This is a genomic window from Streptomyces griseoviridis, assembly GCF_005222485.1.
Taxonomy (GTDB): domain Bacteria; phylum Actinomycetota; class Actinomycetes; order Streptomycetales; family Streptomycetaceae; genus Streptomyces; species Streptomyces hintoniae.
Window position 1 is genome coordinate 5,419,090 of record NZ_CP029078.1, and the last position, 18,793, is coordinate 5,437,882.

General features: G+C 73.4%; 16 protein-coding genes and 1 pseudogene. 12 read left to right on the forward strand and 5 right to left on the reverse strand.

Annotated features, from left to right (window positions below; all coding sequences use genetic code 11):
• Positions 1–747 precede the first annotated feature (747 nt).
• The 3 genes from DDJ31_RS23450 to sucD all read left to right on the forward strand — a co-directional run bounded on the left by DDJ31_RS23450 (position 748) and on the right by sucD (position 3,820).
• A complete protein-coding gene (locus DDJ31_RS23450) occupies positions 748–1,215 on the forward strand; it encodes a hypothetical protein (protein WP_127178407.1) in 468 nt (155 codons plus the stop codon).
• Positions 1,216–1,725: 510 nt separating this feature from the next.
• The gene (sucC, locus tag DDJ31_RS23455) at positions 1,726–2,907 is read left to right on the forward strand and encodes an ADP-forming succinate--CoA ligase subunit beta (protein ID WP_127178406.1); all 1,182 of its coding nucleotides are present in this window, start codon (positions 1,726–1,728) and stop codon (positions 2,905–2,907) included.
• A gap of 28 nt (positions 2,908–2,935) precedes the next feature.
• Complete coding sequence (sucD, locus tag DDJ31_RS23460) at positions 2,936–3,820, forward strand: succinate--CoA ligase subunit alpha (protein WP_127178405.1); 885 nt, start codon at positions 2,936–2,938, stop codon at positions 3,818–3,820.
• Positions 3,821–3,976: 156 nt separating this feature from the next.
• On the opposite strand, the gene DDJ31_RS40070 is transcribed toward sucD, so the two are convergent.
• A complete protein-coding gene (locus DDJ31_RS40070; protein WP_431029176.1) occupies positions 3,977–4,828 on the reverse strand; it encodes an RNA polymerase sigma factor in 852 nt (283 codons plus the stop codon).
• 93 nt (positions 4,829–4,921) lie between these two features.
• On the opposite strand from DDJ31_RS40070, the gene DDJ31_RS40075 reads away from it, so the two are divergent.
• Positions 4,922–5,299, forward strand: coding sequence for a hypothetical protein (locus DDJ31_RS40075; RefSeq protein WP_240678489.1), 378 nt, complete (start codon positions 4,922–4,924; stop codon positions 5,297–5,299).
• Between the two features lie 108 nt (positions 5,300–5,407).
• Here DDJ31_RS40075 and DDJ31_RS40080 read toward each other — a convergent pair.
• Positions 5,408–5,533, reverse strand: a pseudogene (locus tag DDJ31_RS40080) (helix-turn-helix domain-containing protein); the annotation flags it as partial.
• Positions 5,534–5,646: 113 nt separating this feature from the next.
• On the opposite strand from DDJ31_RS40080, the gene DDJ31_RS40085 reads away from it, so the two are divergent.
• Positions 5,647–7,884, forward strand: a complete 2,238-nt coding sequence (locus tag DDJ31_RS40085) for a cell division protein PerM (protein WP_431027429.1) — start codon at positions 5,647–5,649, stop codon at positions 7,882–7,884.
• Positions 7,885–7,985: 101 nt separating this feature from the next.
• On the opposite strand, the gene DDJ31_RS23475 is transcribed toward DDJ31_RS40085, so the two are convergent.
• Positions 7,986–8,804, reverse strand: a complete 819-nt coding sequence (locus DDJ31_RS23475; RefSeq protein ID WP_127178403.1) for a hypothetical protein — start codon at positions 8,802–8,804, stop codon at positions 7,986–7,988.
• A 290-nt stretch (positions 8,805–9,094) separates the two neighbouring features.
• Between DDJ31_RS23475 and purN the strand changes: the two genes are divergently transcribed.
• A complete protein-coding gene (gene purN / locus DDJ31_RS23480) occupies positions 9,095–9,733 on the forward strand; it encodes a phosphoribosylglycinamide formyltransferase (protein WP_127178402.1) in 639 nt (212 codons plus the stop codon).
• On the forward strand, positions 9,730–11,295 hold the full coding sequence (gene purH, locus DDJ31_RS23485; protein ID WP_127178401.1) for a bifunctional phosphoribosylaminoimidazolecarboxamide formyltransferase/IMP cyclohydrolase: 1,566 nt from the start codon (positions 9,730–9,732) through the stop codon (positions 11,293–11,295). Before purN ends, purH begins: the two co-directional genes overlap by 4 nt.
• A gap of 143 nt (positions 11,296–11,438) precedes the next feature.
• Here purH and DDJ31_RS23490 read toward each other — a convergent pair whose 3' ends face one another.
• Together DDJ31_RS23490 and DDJ31_RS23495 are read right to left on the reverse strand one after the other, a co-directional pair.
• A complete protein-coding gene (locus DDJ31_RS23490) occupies positions 11,439–12,308 on the reverse strand; it encodes a hypothetical protein (protein WP_127178400.1) in 870 nt (289 codons plus the stop codon).
• Between the two features lie 233 nt (positions 12,309–12,541).
• Positions 12,542–13,138, reverse strand: a complete 597-nt coding sequence (locus DDJ31_RS23495) for an RDD family protein (protein WP_127178399.1) — start codon at positions 13,136–13,138, stop codon at positions 12,542–12,544.
• A 252-nt stretch (positions 13,139–13,390) separates the two neighbouring features.
• On the opposite strand from DDJ31_RS23495, the gene DDJ31_RS23500 reads away from it, so the two are divergent.
• The 5 genes from DDJ31_RS23500 (at position 13,391) to DDJ31_RS23520 (ending at position 18,685) form a co-directional block, all read left to right on the forward strand.
• Positions 13,391–14,245 (forward strand): bifunctional methylenetetrahydrofolate dehydrogenase/methenyltetrahydrofolate cyclohydrolase, encoded by an 855-nt coding sequence (locus DDJ31_RS23500; RefSeq protein ID WP_127178398.1) that lies wholly within the window; start codon positions 13,391–13,393, stop codon positions 14,243–14,245.
• A gap of 172 nt (positions 14,246–14,417) precedes the next feature.
• A complete protein-coding gene (locus DDJ31_RS23505) occupies positions 14,418–15,080 on the forward strand; it encodes a DUF3017 domain-containing protein (RefSeq protein WP_240678102.1) in 663 nt (220 codons plus the stop codon).
• 356 nt (positions 15,081–15,436) lie between these two features.
• The gene (locus DDJ31_RS23510; protein WP_127178397.1) at positions 15,437–15,898 is read left to right on the forward strand and encodes a helix-turn-helix domain-containing protein; all 462 of its coding nucleotides are present in this window, start codon (positions 15,437–15,439) and stop codon (positions 15,896–15,898) included.
• A 147-nt stretch (positions 15,899–16,045) separates the two neighbouring features.
• On the forward strand, positions 16,046–17,323 hold the full coding sequence (locus DDJ31_RS23515) for a DUF2690 domain-containing protein (protein ID WP_431027425.1): 1,278 nt from the start codon (positions 16,046–16,048) through the stop codon (positions 17,321–17,323).
• A 372-nt stretch (positions 17,324–17,695) separates the two neighbouring features.
• Positions 17,696–18,685 (forward strand): malate dehydrogenase, encoded by a 990-nt coding sequence (locus tag DDJ31_RS23520; RefSeq protein WP_127178395.1) that lies wholly within the window; start codon positions 17,696–17,698, stop codon positions 18,683–18,685.
• The last annotated feature ends 108 nt before the right edge of the window (positions 18,686–18,793 follow it).

Consider the following 18,793-nt stretch of genomic DNA (forward strand, 5'->3'; position numbering starts at 1 on the left):
CTCCCTTCCCTGCCCGGCCTCCCCGCGTGGCCCACCCTCCCGACGCCGCCGTCGGAGTCGACGCCGCCGACGTTGCCGTCACCGCCCGGCCTCCCGTCGTCGCCCTCGTTGCCGGCGCCGTCCGAGCCGCCGACCCTGCCCACCTCGCCGAGCCTCCCCGCGCTTCCGTGGCTTCCGGGACTGCCGGGACAGGCCCCGTCGGTGTCGCAGCCGCAGGCCGGTGATCCGGGGCGCGTGGCGGGGGAGCGGCACGGGCACCCGGCGTCGGCCGGTGCCGAGGGACGTCAGGTGGCGTACGGGCCGGTTCTCGCGGTCGGCGGCGGTGACACGGCGCGGCGGGTGGCGCGGGACGGTGGGCACCGGGGCGCCGGTGCCGAGTACGCGCCGGTCCGGCGGGCGCCCGGCGGGGCCCCGGGCGGGGAGCCGGGTGGTGCGTTGGGCAGCCGTGCGGTCGTCGACGGCGCCGGTTCACGGCAGTCGCACGGTGACGCGCATGCCGTCGTCGTGGACCGTCTCGCGCCGGTGCGGTTGGTGCCCGGTGCTGCCGCGCGGCACGACGTGGCCGAGATCCGGAACCGGTACCGGGACATTCCCGTCTCCCCCGCTTAGGGCAGGCATTTCTTCTCGCCCGGCGTCCTGTCGGCCGACCTCGACCACCCGTTCCGCTCGCGCGGGCCGGGCCGAGGGCGGGCGGGGACGTCGGAAATGCCCCGAACCCCTTCGCGAGCCAAGGATCTGACGTACGCCATGAACGACGACATCCGCCTGAACGACGGTCTCCGCCAGAACGTCAGCCCCCGCGCCGACTTCGGCCCCCGCCTCCACGACGCCCCCCGCCTCCACGACGTCCCCCGCCTCCACGACGCCCCCAGCCTCCACGACGGCCCCCGCCTCGACGACAGCCGTCGTCGCTCCAAGGGGACCGCCGCCGCCCAGGTCATCCTGGGTGCCAGAGCCGCTCGGGCCGCCCGCGCGGTCGTCTCGGACGTGATGACGACGACGGCGCAGGCACCGGCACAGGCACAAACACCGGAACCGACGAAGACCCCGACGAGGACACCGACCCTCGCGCCCGCCGAGGGCGCCCCCGCCCCCGGCCCCCGCCCCGGTCTCGGCCTCAAGGGCATAGCCGCCGCCCGGGTCATCCAGGCCACCCGTGCCGCCCGCGCGAAGGCCCCCGGCGGCCAGACGCCGGCGCCCCGCCCTCGCGGCTGACCCTCGCGCCCGCCCCTCCCTCTCCCGCGATCCCTCCCCGCGATCCATCCCCCCCGCGATCCATCCCCCGCGATCCCCCCGCGATCGACCTCCACCTCCCAGAAGCTCCGTGAGCCCGGTCCGGGTGGGCGAAAGCCGTCGTTCCGCCCGGTTCGGCAGGTCGCGGAAACGAGCGCGGGGTCCCCCTGGGGTGGGGACCCCCGCTCCGGCCCCTCGGGGCTGCGCCAGAGGGCCTCACCGGGTCGACCCCACCCGGTGAGGCCCTTCCCCGGGGCCGCCGAACCGGCACGGCGTGCCAGCTCGCGCGGCATCATGTGACAGGTATCACCGCTCAGGTGTGACTCGCGATTTAGGGGCCTCCTTAAACCAGAGATAACCTGCGAGGCGGACATGCCGCGCCCTCGGACACCGTGTGCGCTTCCCCTGTGACCCATGCGGACGTCACGTTGCCCTTCGCGGCACGCCCACGCATCCAACGAACCGCGAGATCACTGATAGGGACGGAAGCGCGTGGACCTGTTCGAGTACCAGGCGAGGGACCTCTTCGCCAAGCACGATGTACCGGTGCTGGCCGGTGAAGTCATCGACACGCCTGAGGCGGCGCGCGAGATCACCGAGCGTCTGGGCGGCAAGTCCGTCGTCAAGGCGCAGGTGAAGGTCGGTGGTCGCGGCAAGGCCGGTGGCGTCAAGCTGGCCGCCTCCGCGGACGAGGCCGTCGCGCGGGCGACGGACATCCTCGGCATGGACATCAAGGGCCACACGGTCCACAAGGTGATGATCGCCGAGACCGCCCCGGAGATCGTCGAGGAGTACTACGTCTCCTTCCTCCTCGACCGTGCCAACCGCACGTTCCTCTCCATCGCGTCCGTCGAGGGCGGCATGGAGATCGAGGAGGTGGCTGCCACCCGACCGGAGGCCGTCGCCAAGACCCCGATCGACGCCATCGACGGTGTGGACGAGGCCAAGGCCCGCGAGATCGTCGCGGCGGCCAAGTTCCCGGCCGAGGTCGCCGACAAGGTCGCCAACGTCCTCGTCAAGCTGTGGGACACCTTCATCAAGTCGGATGCCCTCCTCGTCGAGGTCAACCCGCTCGCGAAGGTCGCCTCCGGTGAGGTTCTCGCGCTCGACGGCAAGGTGTCGCTCGACGAGAACGCCGAGTTCCGGCACCCCGAGTACGAGGAACTGCACGACAAGGACGCGGCCAACCCCCTTGAGGCCGCGGCCAAGGCCAAGGGCCTCAACTACGTCAAGCTCGACGGCGAGGTCGGCATCATCGGCAACGGCGCGGGTCTCGTCATGAGCACCCTGGACGTCGTCGCGTACGCCGGTGAGAACCACGGTGGCGTCAAGCCCGCCAACTTCCTGGACATCGGCGGTGGCGCCTCCGCCCAGGTCATGGCGAACGGCCTGGAGATCATCCTCGGCGACCCGGACGTCCGGTCCGTCTTCGTCAACGTCTTCGGTGGCATCACCGCCTGTGACGAGGTCGCCAACGGCATCGTGCAGGCCCTGAAGCTCCTCGAGGACCGCGGCGAGAAGGTCGAGAAGCCGCTCGTCGTCCGCCTCGACGGCAACAACGCCGAGCTGGGCCGCAAGATCCTCACCGACGCCGCCCACCCGCTGGTGCAGCGTGTCGACACGATGGACGGCGCGGCTGCCAAGGCTGCCGAGCTGGCCCACGCAGCCAAGTAAGCACTCAGGACGAGGACACCAACACACCATGGCTATCTGGCTCAACAAGGACAGCAAGGTCATCGTCCAGGGCATGACCGGCGCCACCGGGCAGAAGCACACCAAGCTGATGCTGGGTGACGGCACCGAGGTCGTCGGCGGCGTGAACCCGCGCAAGGCGGGCACCTCCGTCGACTTCGACGGCACCGAGGTACCCGTGTTCGGCACGGTCGCCGAGGCCATCGAGAAGACCGGCGCCAACGTCTCCGTCATCTTCGTGCCGGAGAAGTTCACCAAGGACGCCGTCGTCGAGGCGATCGACGCCGAGATCCCGCTGGCCGTCGTGATCACCGAGGGCATCGCCGTGCACGACACGGCGTCGTTCTGGGCGTACGCCGGCAAGAAGGGCAACAAGACCCGCATCATCGGCCCGAACTGCCCCGGCATCATCACGCCCGGTCAGTCGAACGTCGGCATCATCCCGGGCGACATCACGAAGCCGGGCCGCATCGGCCTGGTCTCGAAGTCCGGCACGCTGACCTACCAGATGATGTACGAGCTGCGGGACATCGGCTTCTCGACGGCCGTCGGCATCGGTGGCGACCCGATCATCGGCACCACCCACATCGACGCCCTGGCCGCCTTCCAGGCCGACCCCGACACCGACCTGATCGTGATGATCGGTGAGATCGGCGGCGACGCCGAGGAGCGGGCCGCGGCCTTCATCAAGGACAACGTGACCAAGCCGGTCGTCGGCTACGTCGCGGGCTTCACGGCGCCCGAGGGCAAGACGATGGGCCACGCGGGCGCCATCGTCTCCGGCTCCTCCGGCACCGCGCAGGCGAAGAAGGAGGCCCTTGAGGCCGCCGGCGTCAAGGTCGGCAAGACCCCGACCGAGACGGCGAAGCTGGCCCGCGAGATCCTCGCCGGCTGACCTCCGCCGCACTCCGGGACCGGCGGACCCACGACGGGTTCCGCCGCACCCACCCGGGCACCGATGGGCCCGCCCCCTCCCCAGGGGGCGGGCCCATCGCCATGTCCCGGCCCCTGGGGAGGGGGCGGGCCGACCGTCCGGTCCGCGGCCGTCCCCTCACTCCGCGCGCGGCACCAGCCGTTCGGGGCCGTGCGCCGTCTCGCCCCGCAGCTTCGTGCGCAGCTCCACCTCCGCGCCCGACAGCGGACCCGGCGCCACCCTGGCCGGCACGCCCTGCACCTCGACGCCCGGCGCCACCGGCGGCTCGTAGTGGGTGGGCGCCGTCCGCAGGGTGAGCGTGGTGGTGCCGATCAGCGCCACCGTGAACGCGATCGCCGCCCGCGTCCAGAACCGCGCCCGCCGCTCGCTGCCGTTGCGCACGGACGGCGGTTTCGCCGCGCGCAGCCGCTCCGCCGACGCCGTCTCGGCCAGCCGCTGGTGCAGCACGCGCGGGTCGGCGAGGTCGGGCAGCCGCGCGGCGATCCGCTCGCGCGCGTGCGTCAGCCGGCCGGCCGCCGCGGGGGTGCTCGCCTCCGTCTCAGCCGCCGTCTCCGGCAGGTCGAGGCCGACCCCGTCGTAGAGCAGGACCGTGCGGCGGTAGGGCGCCGGGAGCGCCTGGAGGGTGCTGAGCAGGGTGCGGGCCGAGGCGTCGGCGGGGGGTGGTTCGGGGTGCCGGTAGCGGGGGCGGAAGCGGTGCCAGGGGGAGAGCGCGTGCTCGTGCGCCCGCGCCCGCACCCAGCCGGCCGGGTCCCGGTCGACGGCCACCTCGGGCCAGCGCTGCCAGGCGAGTTGGAACGCCTGCTCGACCGCCTCCCGCGCCAGCTCGCGCCGCCCGGTCAGCAGATACGTCTGCCGGACGAGCGCGGGGGCGCAGAACGCGTACAGCGCGTCGAAGGCCTGAGTCGGGGTCAGCCCCTCGACGGGCTCGGCGGCGGGCGCGGGTTCCGCCGCGAGGGCGGCGACGGGCACCGGCTCGGGCGCCAGGGTCTTTTCGAGGTCGAACTCGATCTCGGGCTCGACGTCGGGATCGGGATCGGGGCGGGGTTCGGGGTGGGGTCCAGGGTGGGCACCGACACCGACACCGCCACCGCCACCGGCACTGGCACTGGCACCGCCACCGCCACCGCCACCGGCACTGGCACTGGCACTGGCACCGCCACCGCCACCGCCACCGGCACCGGCACTGGCACTGGCACTGGCACCGCCACTGACACCGGCATCGGCGTCGAGGCCGGGCGTGGGCGCCCCGGACGGCACGACCGCCCCGGATGCCCCAAGTTCCCCAAGTTCCCCAAGTTCCCCAAGTGTCTCGGGTGTCTCGGGTGTCTCAGGTGTCTCGGACGACGGCGGCGGCGGTGCGGGTGGCTGCTGCTGCCGTGCGCCCCGTTTCTTCTGCCGTTCGCGCTGCTTCTTCTCCAGGGACACCGTCACCACGGGTGACTCCTCCGACTTCTGACGTTGTGTCGACCCCGTGCCGTCCAGGGAGGCCAGGAACCTCGCGTACGCCTCCCGTTTCCGCCCGCGCGGAGTGGTGCGTCCCGTTTCCCAGGCGCGCACCGTCTCCCGGGTGACTCCGACCCGTTCGGCGACCTGAGCCTGTGTCAGCGACCGGGTCTCGCGCAGGCGTCGGCATTCCTTGGGCGGGGGGAGGGGGGAGGGAGGGCCTTGCGTCACAGGGCTCCCTTTCGTACGAAAAAGTACATAAACATATATTGGGCGACACTACGGAGCTTCGCCTGTTACGACGAGAAAGCGCGTGTCGTTGGGAGCATGACGGGGTGACCCAGATGACCGCTCGTCGACCGCCGTTGTCGTCCCTGCTCACCCGGATGCTCGCCCGACGGCCCGGGATCGGCGCCGGATTCCTGGGCGGCGCCCTCGCGGCCGGACTCGGGCTCGGAGTGTTCGCCGTGCTCGTGATGGTGCTGTGGATCAGCTCGCCGTACCCCGACAGCGGACCCGGCGGCGCGCTGCACGTCGCCGCCTCGCTCTGGCTGCTGGCGCACGGCGCCGAACTGGTCCGCGCCGACACCCTCACCGGCACCCCCGCGCCCGTGGGCGTCACCCCGTTGCTGCTCCTCGCGCTTCCCGTCTGGCTGGTGCACCGGGCGGCGCGGGACGCGGCGGACGGCGGTGAGTCGGACGACCATCCGGCGGGCGTCCGACCGGAGATCCCGGGCGGCACGGCGTGGGCGGGCGTCGTCCTCGGCTACCTCGCGGTCGGCGCCGCCACCGCGCTCTACGCGTCCGGCGGCGCCCTGCGTCCCGCGTGGGACTGGACGGCGGTGTGTCTGCCGCTGCTCGTCGCGGGCGCGGCCGGGGCGGGGGTCTGGACGGCGTACGGGCGTCCGTGCGACGTCGCCGACGGGCTGCTCGTCAGACTGCCCGCGCGGGTGCGCGGCCACGTTCTGGGCGTATCGGCGCAGGAACGCCTCGGGGTCGCGGCGCGGGCCGCGGGCGCCGGTGTCGCGGTGCTGGTCGGGGGCGGCGCGCTGCTGCTCGGCGGCTCACTGCTCTGGCACGGCGGGGCGGCCCGCGGCTCCTTCCTCCAACTGTCCGACGGCTGGTCGGGGCGGTTCGCGGTGCTGCTGCTCTGCCTGACGCTGCTGCCCAACGCGGCGGTGTGGGCGGCGGCGTACGGACTCGGCCCCGGCTTCCTGCTCGGCGCGGGCCACGCGGTGGGCCCGCTCTCGTCGGCGTCGGCCACCTCGCTCCCGCCGTTCCCGCTGCTCGCCGCTGCCCCAACGGCGGCCGACGGCACTCCGCTGACCTGGGCCGTCGCGCTGGTGCCGGTGGCGGCGGCCGTCACGGTGGGTTGCTTCGTGGCGCGCGAGAGCGGGGTGGGGGACCCGGACGGGCTCTGGTCGCGCGGCCGGACGGCGTCGACGACGCTGATCGCGGCCGTGGTGTGCGGGATCGGGGTCGCGGTCCTGGCGGCGGCGGCCGGCGGCCGACTCGGTGTGGCGGCGCTCTCCCGTTTCGGCCCGGTGTGGTGGCAGACGGGTGGCGCGGCTGTGGTGTGGGTGGCGGTGGCGGGGCTGCCGGTGGCGGTCCTGGCACGGGCCTGGCGCTGCCGGACCGGCCGGACCCCGACCCCGACGGGCGGCGTGGGCACGCGGGGCGGGAGCGGCGGGGCACGCGGACCCGCGGCGTCAACCGGCGGCCCCACCACCGCGGGCCGCAACGCCTCGGGACCTTCGACGACCGGAACCGTCGGCCGCAACGCCTCGGGACCTTCGGCGACCGGAACCGTCGGCCGCAACGCCTCGGGACCTTCGGCGACCGGAACCGCCGGCCGCAACGGCTCCGGCCCCTCGACGGCCGGTATCGGCGCGCAGGCCAGGAAGGGTGACGGGCGTGGGGCGGAGGCGTCGGACGTGAGCGCCGGTCAGCCGGGCGAGAAGCGCCGTCGGTTCACCTGGTGGCGCTCGAAGGCACCGGAGGGCGTCATCAACGGCGAGGCCGGGACGGGTGGTCGGGCGTCGGTGCCCGGCGCCCGCCGTTGGTTCGGCAGGCGGGCCGCGGACCCGACCGGCGCGCCCCAGCCCCTGGTCCCGGGAGCTGACATCCCCTACGACCAGGACCGTACCGCCAGCGGTCACGGGGGTTCCGGGGGTTCCGGGGGCTCCGGGGTTCGCGGGGTCTTCGGGGCCCCGGGAACGTCCGGGATCACGGCGTCGCCGCGCGGCCGGTCCGGTGACGGCGGGTCCGACCTCTGGGACTTCCTGCCGACCGAGCCGCCGCCGTCCGCCTCGCCCTGGTACGACGACGCGACCCGGGAGGCCCGCTGGGCGGAGCTGCGCAAGGCGTCGGACCCACCCCGGGCACCCCACCGGCCGGCGCTGACGCCCCAGCCACCGGAGTCACCACAAGCTCCCCAGCCGCCCGAGCCACCGGAGTCCCCCGAGTCACCTCAGCCCCTTGCGTCCCCCGAGTCACCTCAGCCCCTTGGTTCCCCGGTGTCCCCGGAGTCCCCAGAGCCCGCGAAGTCACCCGAGCCCCCGAACTCCCCGCAGACTCCGTGAGGTGCTCGCGGACTCAGTGACGTGCCCGCGGACTCACTAGACGTCCCCCCGGACTCACTAGACGTCCCCGCGGACTCCGTGACGTCACCCGCCAGGCGCCGTCAGGCCGCCGTGCCGATGAGGTTGCGCAGTTCCTTGGGGAGTTCCTGCTTGCAGGACTGCTTCGCCGTGCTGGTGAGGGCGTCCTTCGTGCAGGTGTAGTAGTCCTTGTAGACGAGCTGCGCCGTGAAGTACCCGGCGACCAGGACCAGCGCGAGCGCCGCGGTGATCAGGCCGCTGATCGCCGCCGTCGTCTGCGGTCTCGACGGCTCCGTGCCCGGCTTGGACTCGGTGGCCGGGCGCGACGAGGCGCGCAGCGAGCTGATGCTCCAGTAGAGGGCCAGCGCGCCCAGCATCAACGCCACGTACAGCCAGCCGAACAGGGCGAAGAAGAAGGCCCACATGCCGGTCAGCAGCGAGAGGCGGGCCCGGCGCTGGATCGGGTCGGTGGGGTCCCAGCGCATGCCGGGGCCCTTGCCGGAGCCGCCGGGGCCGTTCGGGCCCTCGGGTCCGTTCGGGCCTTCGGGGCCCTGGGCGCCGGGGCGGCTGCCGAAACCGTCGGACGAACGGCCGGGCTGGCGGTCGCTCCACTGCCGTCCCCAGGGCGAACGGGAGCCGTGGTCACCGGAGCCGTCGGACTGGTCGCCGTCGCCCTTGTCGTTCGCCGAGTGGCGGGGCTGCCAGGGGCGGTCGGGGGTGCCCTCGGGCGGGGGCGCGAACGGGTTGTCGTCGCGCGCCTGGTCGCCCCGCTCGTCCCCCGGGCGCTCGCCGGAAGGGGCGTCGGGCGAGGACGTCGGCCGGTCGCGCATCAGCACGCCGTCGCGCCTGCCTCCCGGCGCGGGGAGGGGGAGCGTGAGCAGTCGCGGGCTGCGGTCCGGCATCAAGTGAGCGTCTTCCCCTTGGTGGATAGGTCCGTGGACACGACCGTTTCGGCGTGAGCTGTCGCCTTGGTAACGCTCCGCGCACCGGCCGCGTTCCCGAGCCCGCTCCGCGCACTCCAGGCAGACGGTACCTCCCGGCCACGCCCCCGTCCCATGGGGGCCGTCCGGTGTGCCGGTATCGTTGCTGACGGCCGGGCGCTTCGTAGACTTCCCCGTATCCCGGGGCGCGAAGCATTCGTAGGACCGTACGAACCGGCCGTACAGACGCTCCCCCGAGAAAGGGCCCCACCGTGGCCGCCATCCCCGCCGGCAGAGCGGTCAAGCGCCTCGTCGTCCTCGTCTCCGGTTCCGGCACCAACCTCCAGGCGCTCCTCGACGAGATCGACCGCGTCGGCGGCGCCGCGTACGGCGCCGAGGTGGTCGCCGTGGGCGCCGATCGCGACGGCGTCGAAGGGCTCGCACGGGCCGAACGGGCGGGGCTGCCCACTTTCGTGCGGAAGGTGAAGGACCACGCGAGCCGCGAGGAGTGGGATCGCTCCCTCGCCGAGGCCGTCGCCGCCCACGAGCCCGACCTGGTGGTCTCCGCCGGGTTCATGAAGATCGTCGGCAAGGAGTTCCTCGCCCGCTTCGGCGGGCGGACCGTGAACACCCACCCGGCGCTGCTGCCCAGTTTTCCCGGGGCCCACGGGGTGCGGGACGCGCTCGCGTACGGCGCCCGGGTCACCGGCTGCACCGTCCACTTCGTCGACGACGGCGTCGACACCGGTCCGATCATCGCCCAGGGCGTCGTCGAGATCCGGTACGAGGACGACGAGAGCGCTCTGCACGAGCGCATCAAGGACGTCGAGCGCAGGCTGCTCGTCGAGGTCGTGGGGCGGCTCGCCCGCAACGGCTATCGCATTGAGGGACGAAAGGTAGTTATCCAGTGACCGCCGAGAGCACCAAGCGAGCCATCCGCCGCGCGCTGGTCAGTGTCTACGACAAGTCCGGTCTCGAGGAGCTGGCGCGCGGGCTGCACGCCGCCGGTGTCGAGCTGGTGTCGACCGGTTCCACCGCCTCACGGATCGCCGCCGCCGGCGTTCCCGTCACCAAGGTCGAGGAGCTGACCGGCTTCCCCGAGTGTCTCGACGGCCGGGTCAAGACCCTGCACCCCAAGGTGCACGCGGGCATCCTCGCCGACCTGCGCCTCGACAGCCACCGCGCGCAGCTCGCCGAGCTGGGCGTCGAGCCGTTCGACCTCGTCGTCGTCAACCTGTACCCGTTCCGGGAGACGGTCGCCTCGGGCGCCTCGCCCGACGAGTGCGTCGAGCAGATCGACATCGGCGGCCCCTCGATGGTGCGCGCCGCCGCCAAGAACCACCCCTCGGTCGCCGTCGTCACCAGCCCCGAGCGGTACGCCGACGTCCTCGCGGCCGTCCAGGACGGCGGGTTCGACCTCGGCGCCCGCAAGCGGCTCGCCGCCGAGGCGTTCCGGCACACCGCCTCCTACGACCTCGCCGTCGCCGGCTGGTTCGCGGCCGACTACGCGCCGGTGGACGACTCGCCGTTCCCGGAGTTCGTCGGCACCGCCCTGGAGCGCAAGAGCACCCTGCGCTACGGCGAGAACCCGCACCAGCCGGCCGCGCTCTACGTCGACGGCACCGGCGCCGGGCTCGCCGAGGCGCAGCAGCTGCACGGCAAGGAGATGTCGTTCAACAACTACACGGACACGGACGCCGCCCGCCGTGCCGCGTACGACCACGACGCGCCCTGCGTCGCGATCATCAAGCACGCCAACCCGTGTGGCATCGCGATCGGCGCGGACGTCGCCGAGGCGCACCGCAAGGCGCACGCGTGCGACCCGCTGTCCGCGTTCGGCGGGGTCATCGCCGTCAACCGGCCGGTCAGCAAGGAGCTGGCCGAGCAGGTCGCGGAGATCTTCACCGAGGTCATCGTCGCGCCCGACTACGAGGACGGCGCCCTCGAGGCCCTCGCGCGGAAGAAGAACCTGCGCGTCCTGAAGGCGCCGGCCGCGCCCGGGCAGCCCGCCGAGGTCAAGCCCATCGACGGCGGCGCGCTGCTGCAGATCACCGACCGCCTCCAGGCCGAGGGCGACGACCCGGCGCACTGGACCCTGGCGACCGGCGAGGCGCTGAGCGCCGCCGAGCTGACGGAGCTGGCGTTCGCCTGGCGGGCGTGCCGGGCCGTCAAGTCCAACGCGATCCTGCTCGCCAAGGACGGCGCCTCGGTCGGCGTCGGCATGGGCCAGGTCAACCGGGTCGACTCCGCGAAGCTCGCCGTGGAGCGGGCGGGCGAGGAGCGCGCGCGGGGCGCCTACGCGGCCTCGGACGCGTTCTTCCCGTTCCCCGACGGCCTTGAGGTCCTCACCGCGGCCGGCGTCAAGGCCGTTGTCCAGCCCGGCGGTTCGCTCCGGGACGAGCTGGTCGTCGAGGCGGCGAAGAAGGCGGGCGTGACGATGTACTTCACCGGCACGCGCCACTTCTTCCACTGAACCGCCCCCGGCCCAGCGGGACTTCCACCCGCTGGGCCGAACCGGCCATGAACCGGCCATCAACCTGCCATGCATCAAAGGGACTTCGGCTCGCCCGGCCGGCCCTGGCCCGGCGGGACTTCCGCTCCCGCGTCCGGCCCGGTTCAGTGGCGGCGGCGCTGGGTTGCCTGGCTGCCGCGGGAGTGGCCGCCGTCCCTGCGCGAGGACGTCCGCTCGCGCCGGCGCCCGCCGCTCCCGCCCCCGGGCGAGTGGTCCTGGACGGCCTGCGCGAGAGGGGAGTTGTCGGCGGCTGACGTCTGCGCGGCGGCGGTCGGCACCAGGCCGGCCTGGGGCACGATCGGCTGCGGGCAGAGGGTCGCGTAGCGGAACTCGTACTGGGTGACGTGCGGTTGCAGCCCCCGGGCCCGCGGCTGGTGCTGGAGCTCCCAGAAGGTCCGGAAGTCCCGGGGCGCGTCGGCGTAGATGTTCGCGCTCGACCTCTTGAAGTCCGCCTCCGACATGATCTTCCGGTGCCGTGCGGTGTTGTCGAACTCGATGCGCTCCATCTGGTAGGCGAAGAACTTCGTGGGCGTCAGCCCCTGCCTCTCCTCGGCCGACATCTGCTCGATCCCACCGCTCGCCGCGAAGGTCTCCCACTCAAGGCGCCTGCTCTCCGACGCGGCGTTGAGGATCTCGAACGCCACACCGCCCGTCAGCCGGCTGCTCGACGCGTCCCTGTTCTGGCGGGCCTCCGGGTTCATGTAGACCGTGCCGTTCGTGCCGTCCCAGTACAGCGGGTCGCCCGCCTGGATGTGGAAGTGCACGGCCAGGGGGCCGGCCTCCTCGCAGGCCGCCGCGAACTCGGGTGAGGCGGCGCGCAGCCCGGCGATGCCCTGGGCGATCTTCCGCATCTTCTCGGGATGCCAGTCGGTCTCGAAGAGGATGTCCCCGACCAGGCCGCGGAAGGGTGCGTCGTCGGAACCGCTGGGGGACGACGACCCGAAGGCCAGATCGGTGTCGTACTCATCGCTCACGGGTCGTCGCCTCTCTGAGGTGCGCGCGGCGGGTGGACCGCGGCGGCCTCCGGCGCGCCGATCGCCCGAAAGGAGCCGACGGTTCCCTGACCGCCCTTTCTTCCGTCAGAGTCCCGTTCCGTCTCGCGGGTTCAGTCGGAGTCCCGACCGGTGACGGGCCCGGCACGCACGAGGGCCGTGCCCCCCGCTGCGGGTGGGCACGGCCCTCGGACCAGGACGCGGGGCGAGCCGCCCTACTGTCCCGTGCGGATCACGATCGACGCGCACACCTTGTCGGCGAACGTCTGCTTCTTCGCGTCCCAAAGCGGCCACAGCCAGCCGAGGTAGCAGGCCACGCTGTCCAGGAAGTGCGCGAGGCGCCGCACGAACGCCATGCCGAAGCCGAGCGGCTGCCCGTCGGACTCACGCACCAGACGTATGCCGAGCGCCTTCTTCCCGGGCGTCTGGCCGGTCTTGCCCTCCTGGAACAGCAGCCACACCGCGACACCGATCACGGCGAGGAAACCGATCAGCATCAGCACCGGCACCTTGCGCCCGACCAGGACCAGCAGGTACGGGACGAGGATGATCAGCCCGTCGACGAGGGTCGCGAGGAAGCGCAGGCCCCAGTGCGCGTAGGGCGGCTGGCCGCCGTAGCCGTACTGGGGGACACCACCCTGCGGCGCCTGCGGGTAACCGGGCTGCTGGGGGTAGCCGTACCCCTGCTGCGGCGGCACGCCCTGCGGGGCCTGCGGGTAGCCGTAGCCGGGCTGCTGCGGCTGACCGTAACCGGGCTGCTGGGGCTGCTGCGGCTGCTGCTCGTACGGGTTCTGGGGCGAGCCGAAACTCATGGCGTGATTTCCTCCGTTGCACTGCGGGGACGACGCGGATGGCGCGGAGGAACGTCAGTAGACGAGCGGTTTGCCCCCCAACACGGACCGCGGTACTGCGCCGTTCATGGTGGTAGGCCGGAAAGGGCTTGTCCAGCCGTGTTCCGTAGACGTTGTGCAAGTGCAACATCTGCGATCTTGGCCGGATACGTACCCCGGAGCCCGGACCACCCTGATTGGAACCGAGGGCCTGTCATCCGCGAGGATGGGTCCATGACCGCCCAGATTCTCGATGGCAAGGCCACCGCAGCCGCGATCAAGTCCGATCTGACCGTCCGCGTGGCGGCGCTGAAGGAGAAGGGCGTCACGCCCGGCCTCGGCACGATCCTGGTCGGGGACGACCCCGGCAGCCAGAAGTACGTCGCGGGCAAGCACCGCGACTGCGCCCAGGTCGGCATCGCCTCCCTCCAGCGTGAACTGCCCGCCACCGCCACGCAGGAGGAGATCGAGGCCGCCGTCCGCGAACTCAACGACGACCCGGCCTGCACCGGCTACATCGTCCAGCTCCCGCTGCCCAAGGGCATCGACGAGAACCGCATCCTGGAGCTGATGGACCCGGACAAGGACGCGGACGGCCTGCACCCGATGAACCTCGGGCGCCTCGTGCTCAACGAGCCGGCCCCGCTGCCCTGCACCCCGAACGGCGTCCTGACCCTGCTGCGCGCGCACGGCGTGGAGATCAAGGGCGCCGAGGTCGTCGTCGTCGGCCGGGGCGTCACCATCGGCCGCCCGATGCCGCTGCTGCTCACCCGGCGCAGCGAGAACGCCACGGTCACCCAGTGCCACACCGGCACCCGTGACCTCTCGGCGCACCTCAAGCGCGCCGACATCATCGTCGCCGCCGCGGGCTCCGCCCACCTGGTCCGTCCCGAGGACGTCAAGCCGGGCGCCGCCGTCCTCGACGTCGGTGTCTCGCGCAGCGCCGAGGGCAAGATCGTGGGCGATGTGCACCCGGGCGTCGCCGAGGTGGCCGGCTGGATCTCACCGAACCCCGGTGGCGTCGGCCCGATGACCCGCGCCCAGCTGCTCGTCAACGTGGTCGAGGCGGCGGAGCGCAGTGTCGGCTGAGCCGCGCGAGCCCCGACGGGACGGCCGAGCCCCCCAGGACCCGGCCGCTCCCGCAGGCCCTGAGGAACAGGCGGAGACGGCCGTGCGCCAGGCGATCGACGGCGGGACGACGCCGTCTCCCGCAGACGCAGACGCAGACGCAGACGCAGACGCAGCCGCGGGCGGCTCGGCCGTGACCCGTGAGCCTGACGCGCCCCGCGAGGGCGCTGAGGGCGCAGAGGGTGCCGAGCACACGGTGGCCGCCGAGGCCGCCGAGCCCGGTGACGGCGACGCGACCACCGGGAACACCGGGGCCGCCGGGAACACCGGGAACACCGGGACCACCGGGGCCGCTGGAGCCGACGAGGCCGCTGATGCCCCCGAGGCGGAGGCCGAGGCCGGCGCGTCCGACGCGTCCGCGTCCGACGCGTCCGCGGCCGGGGCGCGTCGTGGGCGGTTGCGGCGTGGCAGCGGGCGGTTCCCGCTGTTCACGCGGGACACCGCGCGGCCCGAGGGCGGTGGCCGGGCCGCGCCCAGGGACGCCCCGGCGCCGGTCCGGCAGTGGCCGATCCTCGCCGTGCTCGGCGTGGTCGCGCTCGGGCTGCTGATTACCGCGCTCGACGTGTTCCGGGTCGGCACCCTGCTGATCGGCTTCGCGCTGCTGGCCGGCGGGGCGCTGCGCTGGGTGATGCCGGACGTCGGCATGCTCGCCGTCCGCTCCCGGTTCACGGACATCTGCACCTACGGCGTCCTCGGCCTGGCGATCGTCGTGCTGGCGATGATGGCGCAGCCGGACCCGTGGCTTCAGATCCCGTTCCTCAAGGACACCCTGCACTTCACGGTCAGCAGCGGCTGACCGCGCGGCGGACGACGGCCCGTCCCCTCCCCCGAGTGCGGGGCGGGCCGCCGCCCCCACACCCTCGACCCCCCGGAACGGCCTGTTCAACGGGTGTCGGCGCGCTGTGGCACGGCGGTGACCGTTCCGGCACGGTGTGCGGGTTCCGCCCGGATCAGGCCACGTCCCGTTTCGGGGGAACCGTCCCGGTGCCCGCCGTCGTCACTCGAACCGACCGGGCGGCAACGGGCGGGGCCACGGCGTGCCCTGACCGCCGGGCCGCCGGGATCACCGGGCCGGTCGGGAACATCGGGCCCGCCGAGAACGTCGTGAAGTACGCAGAGCACAGGACACGAAGAGAGCCGTGGAGGTGAGCGATGGGTGTCTGGCAGCCGCTGCCGGACGATCTGCCTCCGGAGGTACGGCACTTCGTGGAGCAGTTGCGGACCCTGAAGGACAGCACGGGGCTCAGCCTCGTCGCGCTCGGCGCGAAGACCGCGTACAGCAAGTCCTCCTGGCACCGCTATCTCAACGCCACCCAGCCGCCGCCCCGGCAGGCCGTCGCCGCGCTGTGCCGGATCGCCGGGCTCGCCGGGCCTGACGCCGAGCGGTTCGGGGTCCGCTGGGAACTCGCCGTCCAGGCGTGGCCCCGGCCCGCGACGCTGCCCGTCAGACCGGACGGCGCCGCCGAGTACGAGGACGACCCCACGCTCCCGTGGTGGGACGCCCCGCCCGACCACACCCCGGCCGCCCCCGACGGCAGGCTGCTGCGCTACGCCGTCGTGCTGCTCGTCGCGCTGCTGGCGGTCGGCCTCCTCGCCGCCGTCACACTCGGGTGACGTGCGCCCCCGCGCCGGGAGCTGAGATCCTGGCCGGGAGCGACCCCGCGCGCGGCCGCGACGGACGCGGCGCGGGTGGCGCGCGAGGGGAACGAACAGCACCGACCGGGGGGAAAGAGGGGGGAAGGAATGCCTCGTTGGAAAGACTTGCCGGATGAACTCGATCCGCAGGTCAGGGAGTTCACGAGCCAGCTGCGTCGACTCGTGGACCGCGGTGGCCTGAGCGTCGCGGCGGTGGCCGACCGCACGGGCTACAGCAAGACGTCCTGGGAGCGCTATCTCAACGGACGGCTGCTGGCGCCGAAGGGCGCGATCGTGGCGCTGGCCGAGGTCACCGGGACCAACCCGGTCCATCTGACGACGATGTGGGAGCTGGCCGAACGCGCCTGGAGCCGTTCGGAGATGCGCCACGACATGACGATGGAGGCCATCCGGATCTCCCAGGCGCGGGCCGCGCTGGGCGAGTTCGGGACGACGCCGACCACCGACGCGGCGCGGCAGGCCGGTTCACGCAAGGGCGGCGACCCGACGACGGCCAGGCCGGGGGTGGCGGGACCCGCGGGCGTCTCACCGACCGTGCCGCCGCAGCCCGCGGCGCCCGAGCAGGGGGACGGCCGGCGGCGCGAGGGGTCGGAGTCCGGGGCGGACGCGGCCGACAGCGGCGGCAACTCGTGGCGGCTGGCCGGGTACAAGGGACCGTCCCCGTCCGGTGGCGCGGGGCCGCGCACCGGCGCGCATCCGCGCCAGGGCGCGGGCGCGGGCCCCGGCGCGACGGGTGCGACGCGCGCGATGGGCGCCGCGCGTGCGCCGGGCGGCGGGCCCGCGTGGACGCCGGGACCGCCGTCGGGTCCGGGGGCGTCAGGTCCTTACAACGGGTCGGCGGCGCGCGGTCCTGGGCCGGGTGCCCCGCGCGGTGGCGGCGGGGCCGGCAAGCGGCGGCTGACCATGTTCCTCGCCGGGGCCGTCGGTGTCCTCGTCGTCGTCGGGGGCGTGTTCTACCTGACCGGCGGGGGCGGCGGCTCCACGGAAGCGGACGGCGGCGCGTCCCCGTCGCCGTCCGTGAGCGTCCGCACCGATCTGCCGCCCGGCGTGAAGTGCGCGGGTGAGGCGTGCACGGGCAAGGACGCGGAGGCGATGGGCTGCACGACGGACGCGACGGCCGTGACGACCGCGAAGACGGCGGTCGTCGGGGCGGTCACCGTCGAGGTCCGCTACAGCAAGGTCTGCGAGGCCGCGTGGGGCCGGATCACGCAGGGGGTGCCGGGCGACCAGGTGGTCGTCACGGCCGGGAAGGCCAAGCAGTCGGACGCGATCACCGAGGCGGGCGACACCATCGCCTACACGCCGATGGTGGGCGTGAAGGACGCCGGCGAAGCCGTCGCGTGCGCCACCCTGGCGTCGACGGAGAAGGGCTGCACGCCCTGACGGGAGCGGCCCGCCCCGCCGAGCGGGCCCTCGGTCTCCCCCCGGCCGAGGCCCGCGCGGCGAAGATTTCTCCGTCCCGCCGCGCATACGCCCCCGCCCGCCGGGCAACCGCACAGTACCCCCACGGGAGTCCGGCGAGACGCCCCCCCGGGCGGGCGGGCCGTCTGTTCCACCTCTCCCGGACAGGCGGCCCGCCCCCCTCCCGGCCGCCCGCCGGCTCCGTTCACTCTGTGGGGCGGGCCACACGGACCCGGACGTCCGCTCTCCCGCGGGCGCGATAGCCTGACCGGTGGATTTCTCTTGATACCAAGAGATCGATCACTTGTACGTCCCACCCGGACGACCACCGCCAGCTGTCCTACGGAGAACGCCATGACCCGCACTCCCGTGAACGTCACCGTCACCGGCGCGGCCGGCCAGATCGGTTACGCCCTTCTCTTCCGCATCGCCTCTGGCCAGCTGCTCGGCGCGGACGTGCCGGTGAGGCTGCGCCTGCTGGAGATCACCCCGGCGCTCAAGGCCGCCGAGGGCACGGCGATGGAGCTGGACGACTGCGCGTTCCCGCTGCTCCAGGGCATCGACATCAGCGACGACCCGAACGTCGCCTTCGACGGCGCCAACGTCGCCCTCCTCGTCGGCGCCCGCCCGCGCACCAAGGGCATGGAGCGCGGCGACCTGCTGGAGGCCAACGGCGGCATCTTCAAGCCGCAGGGCAAGGCCATCAACGACCACGCGGCCGACGACATCAAGGTCCTCGTGGTGGGCAACCCGGCCAACACGAACGCGCTCATCGCGCAGGCCGCCGCGCCCGACGTGCCGGCCGAGCGGTTCACCGCGATGACCCGCCTCGACCACAACCGCGCGCTGACCCAGCTGGCGAAGAAGACGGGCTCCACGGTCGCCGACATCAAGCGGCTCACCATCTGGGGCAACCACTCCGCCACCCAGTACCCCGACATCTTCCACGCGACGATCGCGGGCAAGAACGCGGCCGAGGCCGTCAGCGACGAGAAGTGGCTCGCCGACGACTTCATCCCGACCGTCGCCAAGCGCGGCGCCGCGATCATCGAGGCCAGGGGCGCGTCCTCCGCCGCCTCCGCCGCCAACGCCGCCATCGACCACGTCCACACCTGGGTCAACGGCACCGCCGACGGCGACTGGACCTCCATGGGCATCCCGTCCGACGGCTCCTACGGCGTCCCGGAGGGCCTCATCTCCTCCTTCCCCGTCACCACCAAGGACGGCGCGTACGAGATCGTCCAGGGTCTCGACATCAACGAGTTCTCCCGCGCCCGCATCGACGCGTCGGTGCGGGAGCTGGCGGAGGAGCGCGAGGCCGTGCGCGGTCTCGGCCTGCTCTGAGCCGACGCGGCAACAGCCGTCACCACGGGCCCCGTTCCGGAACGATCCGGAACGGGGCCCGTCCGTTCTTGACCGGTTCGGTATTCAGCTGTCGTGCTTCCTTGCTGG

Bases quoted from the DNA above. Each gene is read 5' to 3' on its own strand.
- DDJ31_RS23450 (WP_127178407.1), top strand. From the start codon at position 748: ATGAACGACGACATCCGCCTGAACGACGGTCTCCGCCAGAACGTCAGC.
- sucD (WP_127178405.1), top strand. From the start codon at position 2,936: ATGGCTATCTGGCTCAACAAGGACAGCAAGGTCATCGTCCAGGGCATG.
- DDJ31_RS40085 (WP_431027429.1), top strand. From the start codon at position 5,647: ATGACCGCTCGTCGACCGCCGTTGTCGTCCCTGCTCACCCGGATGCTC.
- DDJ31_RS23475 (WP_127178403.1), bottom strand. From the start codon at position 8,804: ATGCCGGACCGCAGCCCGCGACTGCTCACGCTCCCCCTCCCCGCGCCG.
- DDJ31_RS23495 (WP_127178399.1), bottom strand. From the start codon at position 13,138: ATGAGTTTCGGCTCGCCCCAGAACCCGTACGAGCAGCAGCCGCAGCAG.
- DDJ31_RS23500 (WP_127178398.1), top strand. From the start codon at position 13,391: ATGACCGCCCAGATTCTCGATGGCAAGGCCACCGCAGCCGCGATCAAG.
- DDJ31_RS23510 (WP_127178397.1), top strand. From the start codon at position 15,437: ATGGGTGTCTGGCAGCCGCTGCCGGACGATCTGCCTCCGGAGGTACGG.
- DDJ31_RS23520 (WP_127178395.1), top strand. From the start codon at position 17,696: ATGACCCGCACTCCCGTGAACGTCACCGTCACCGGCGCGGCCGGCCAG.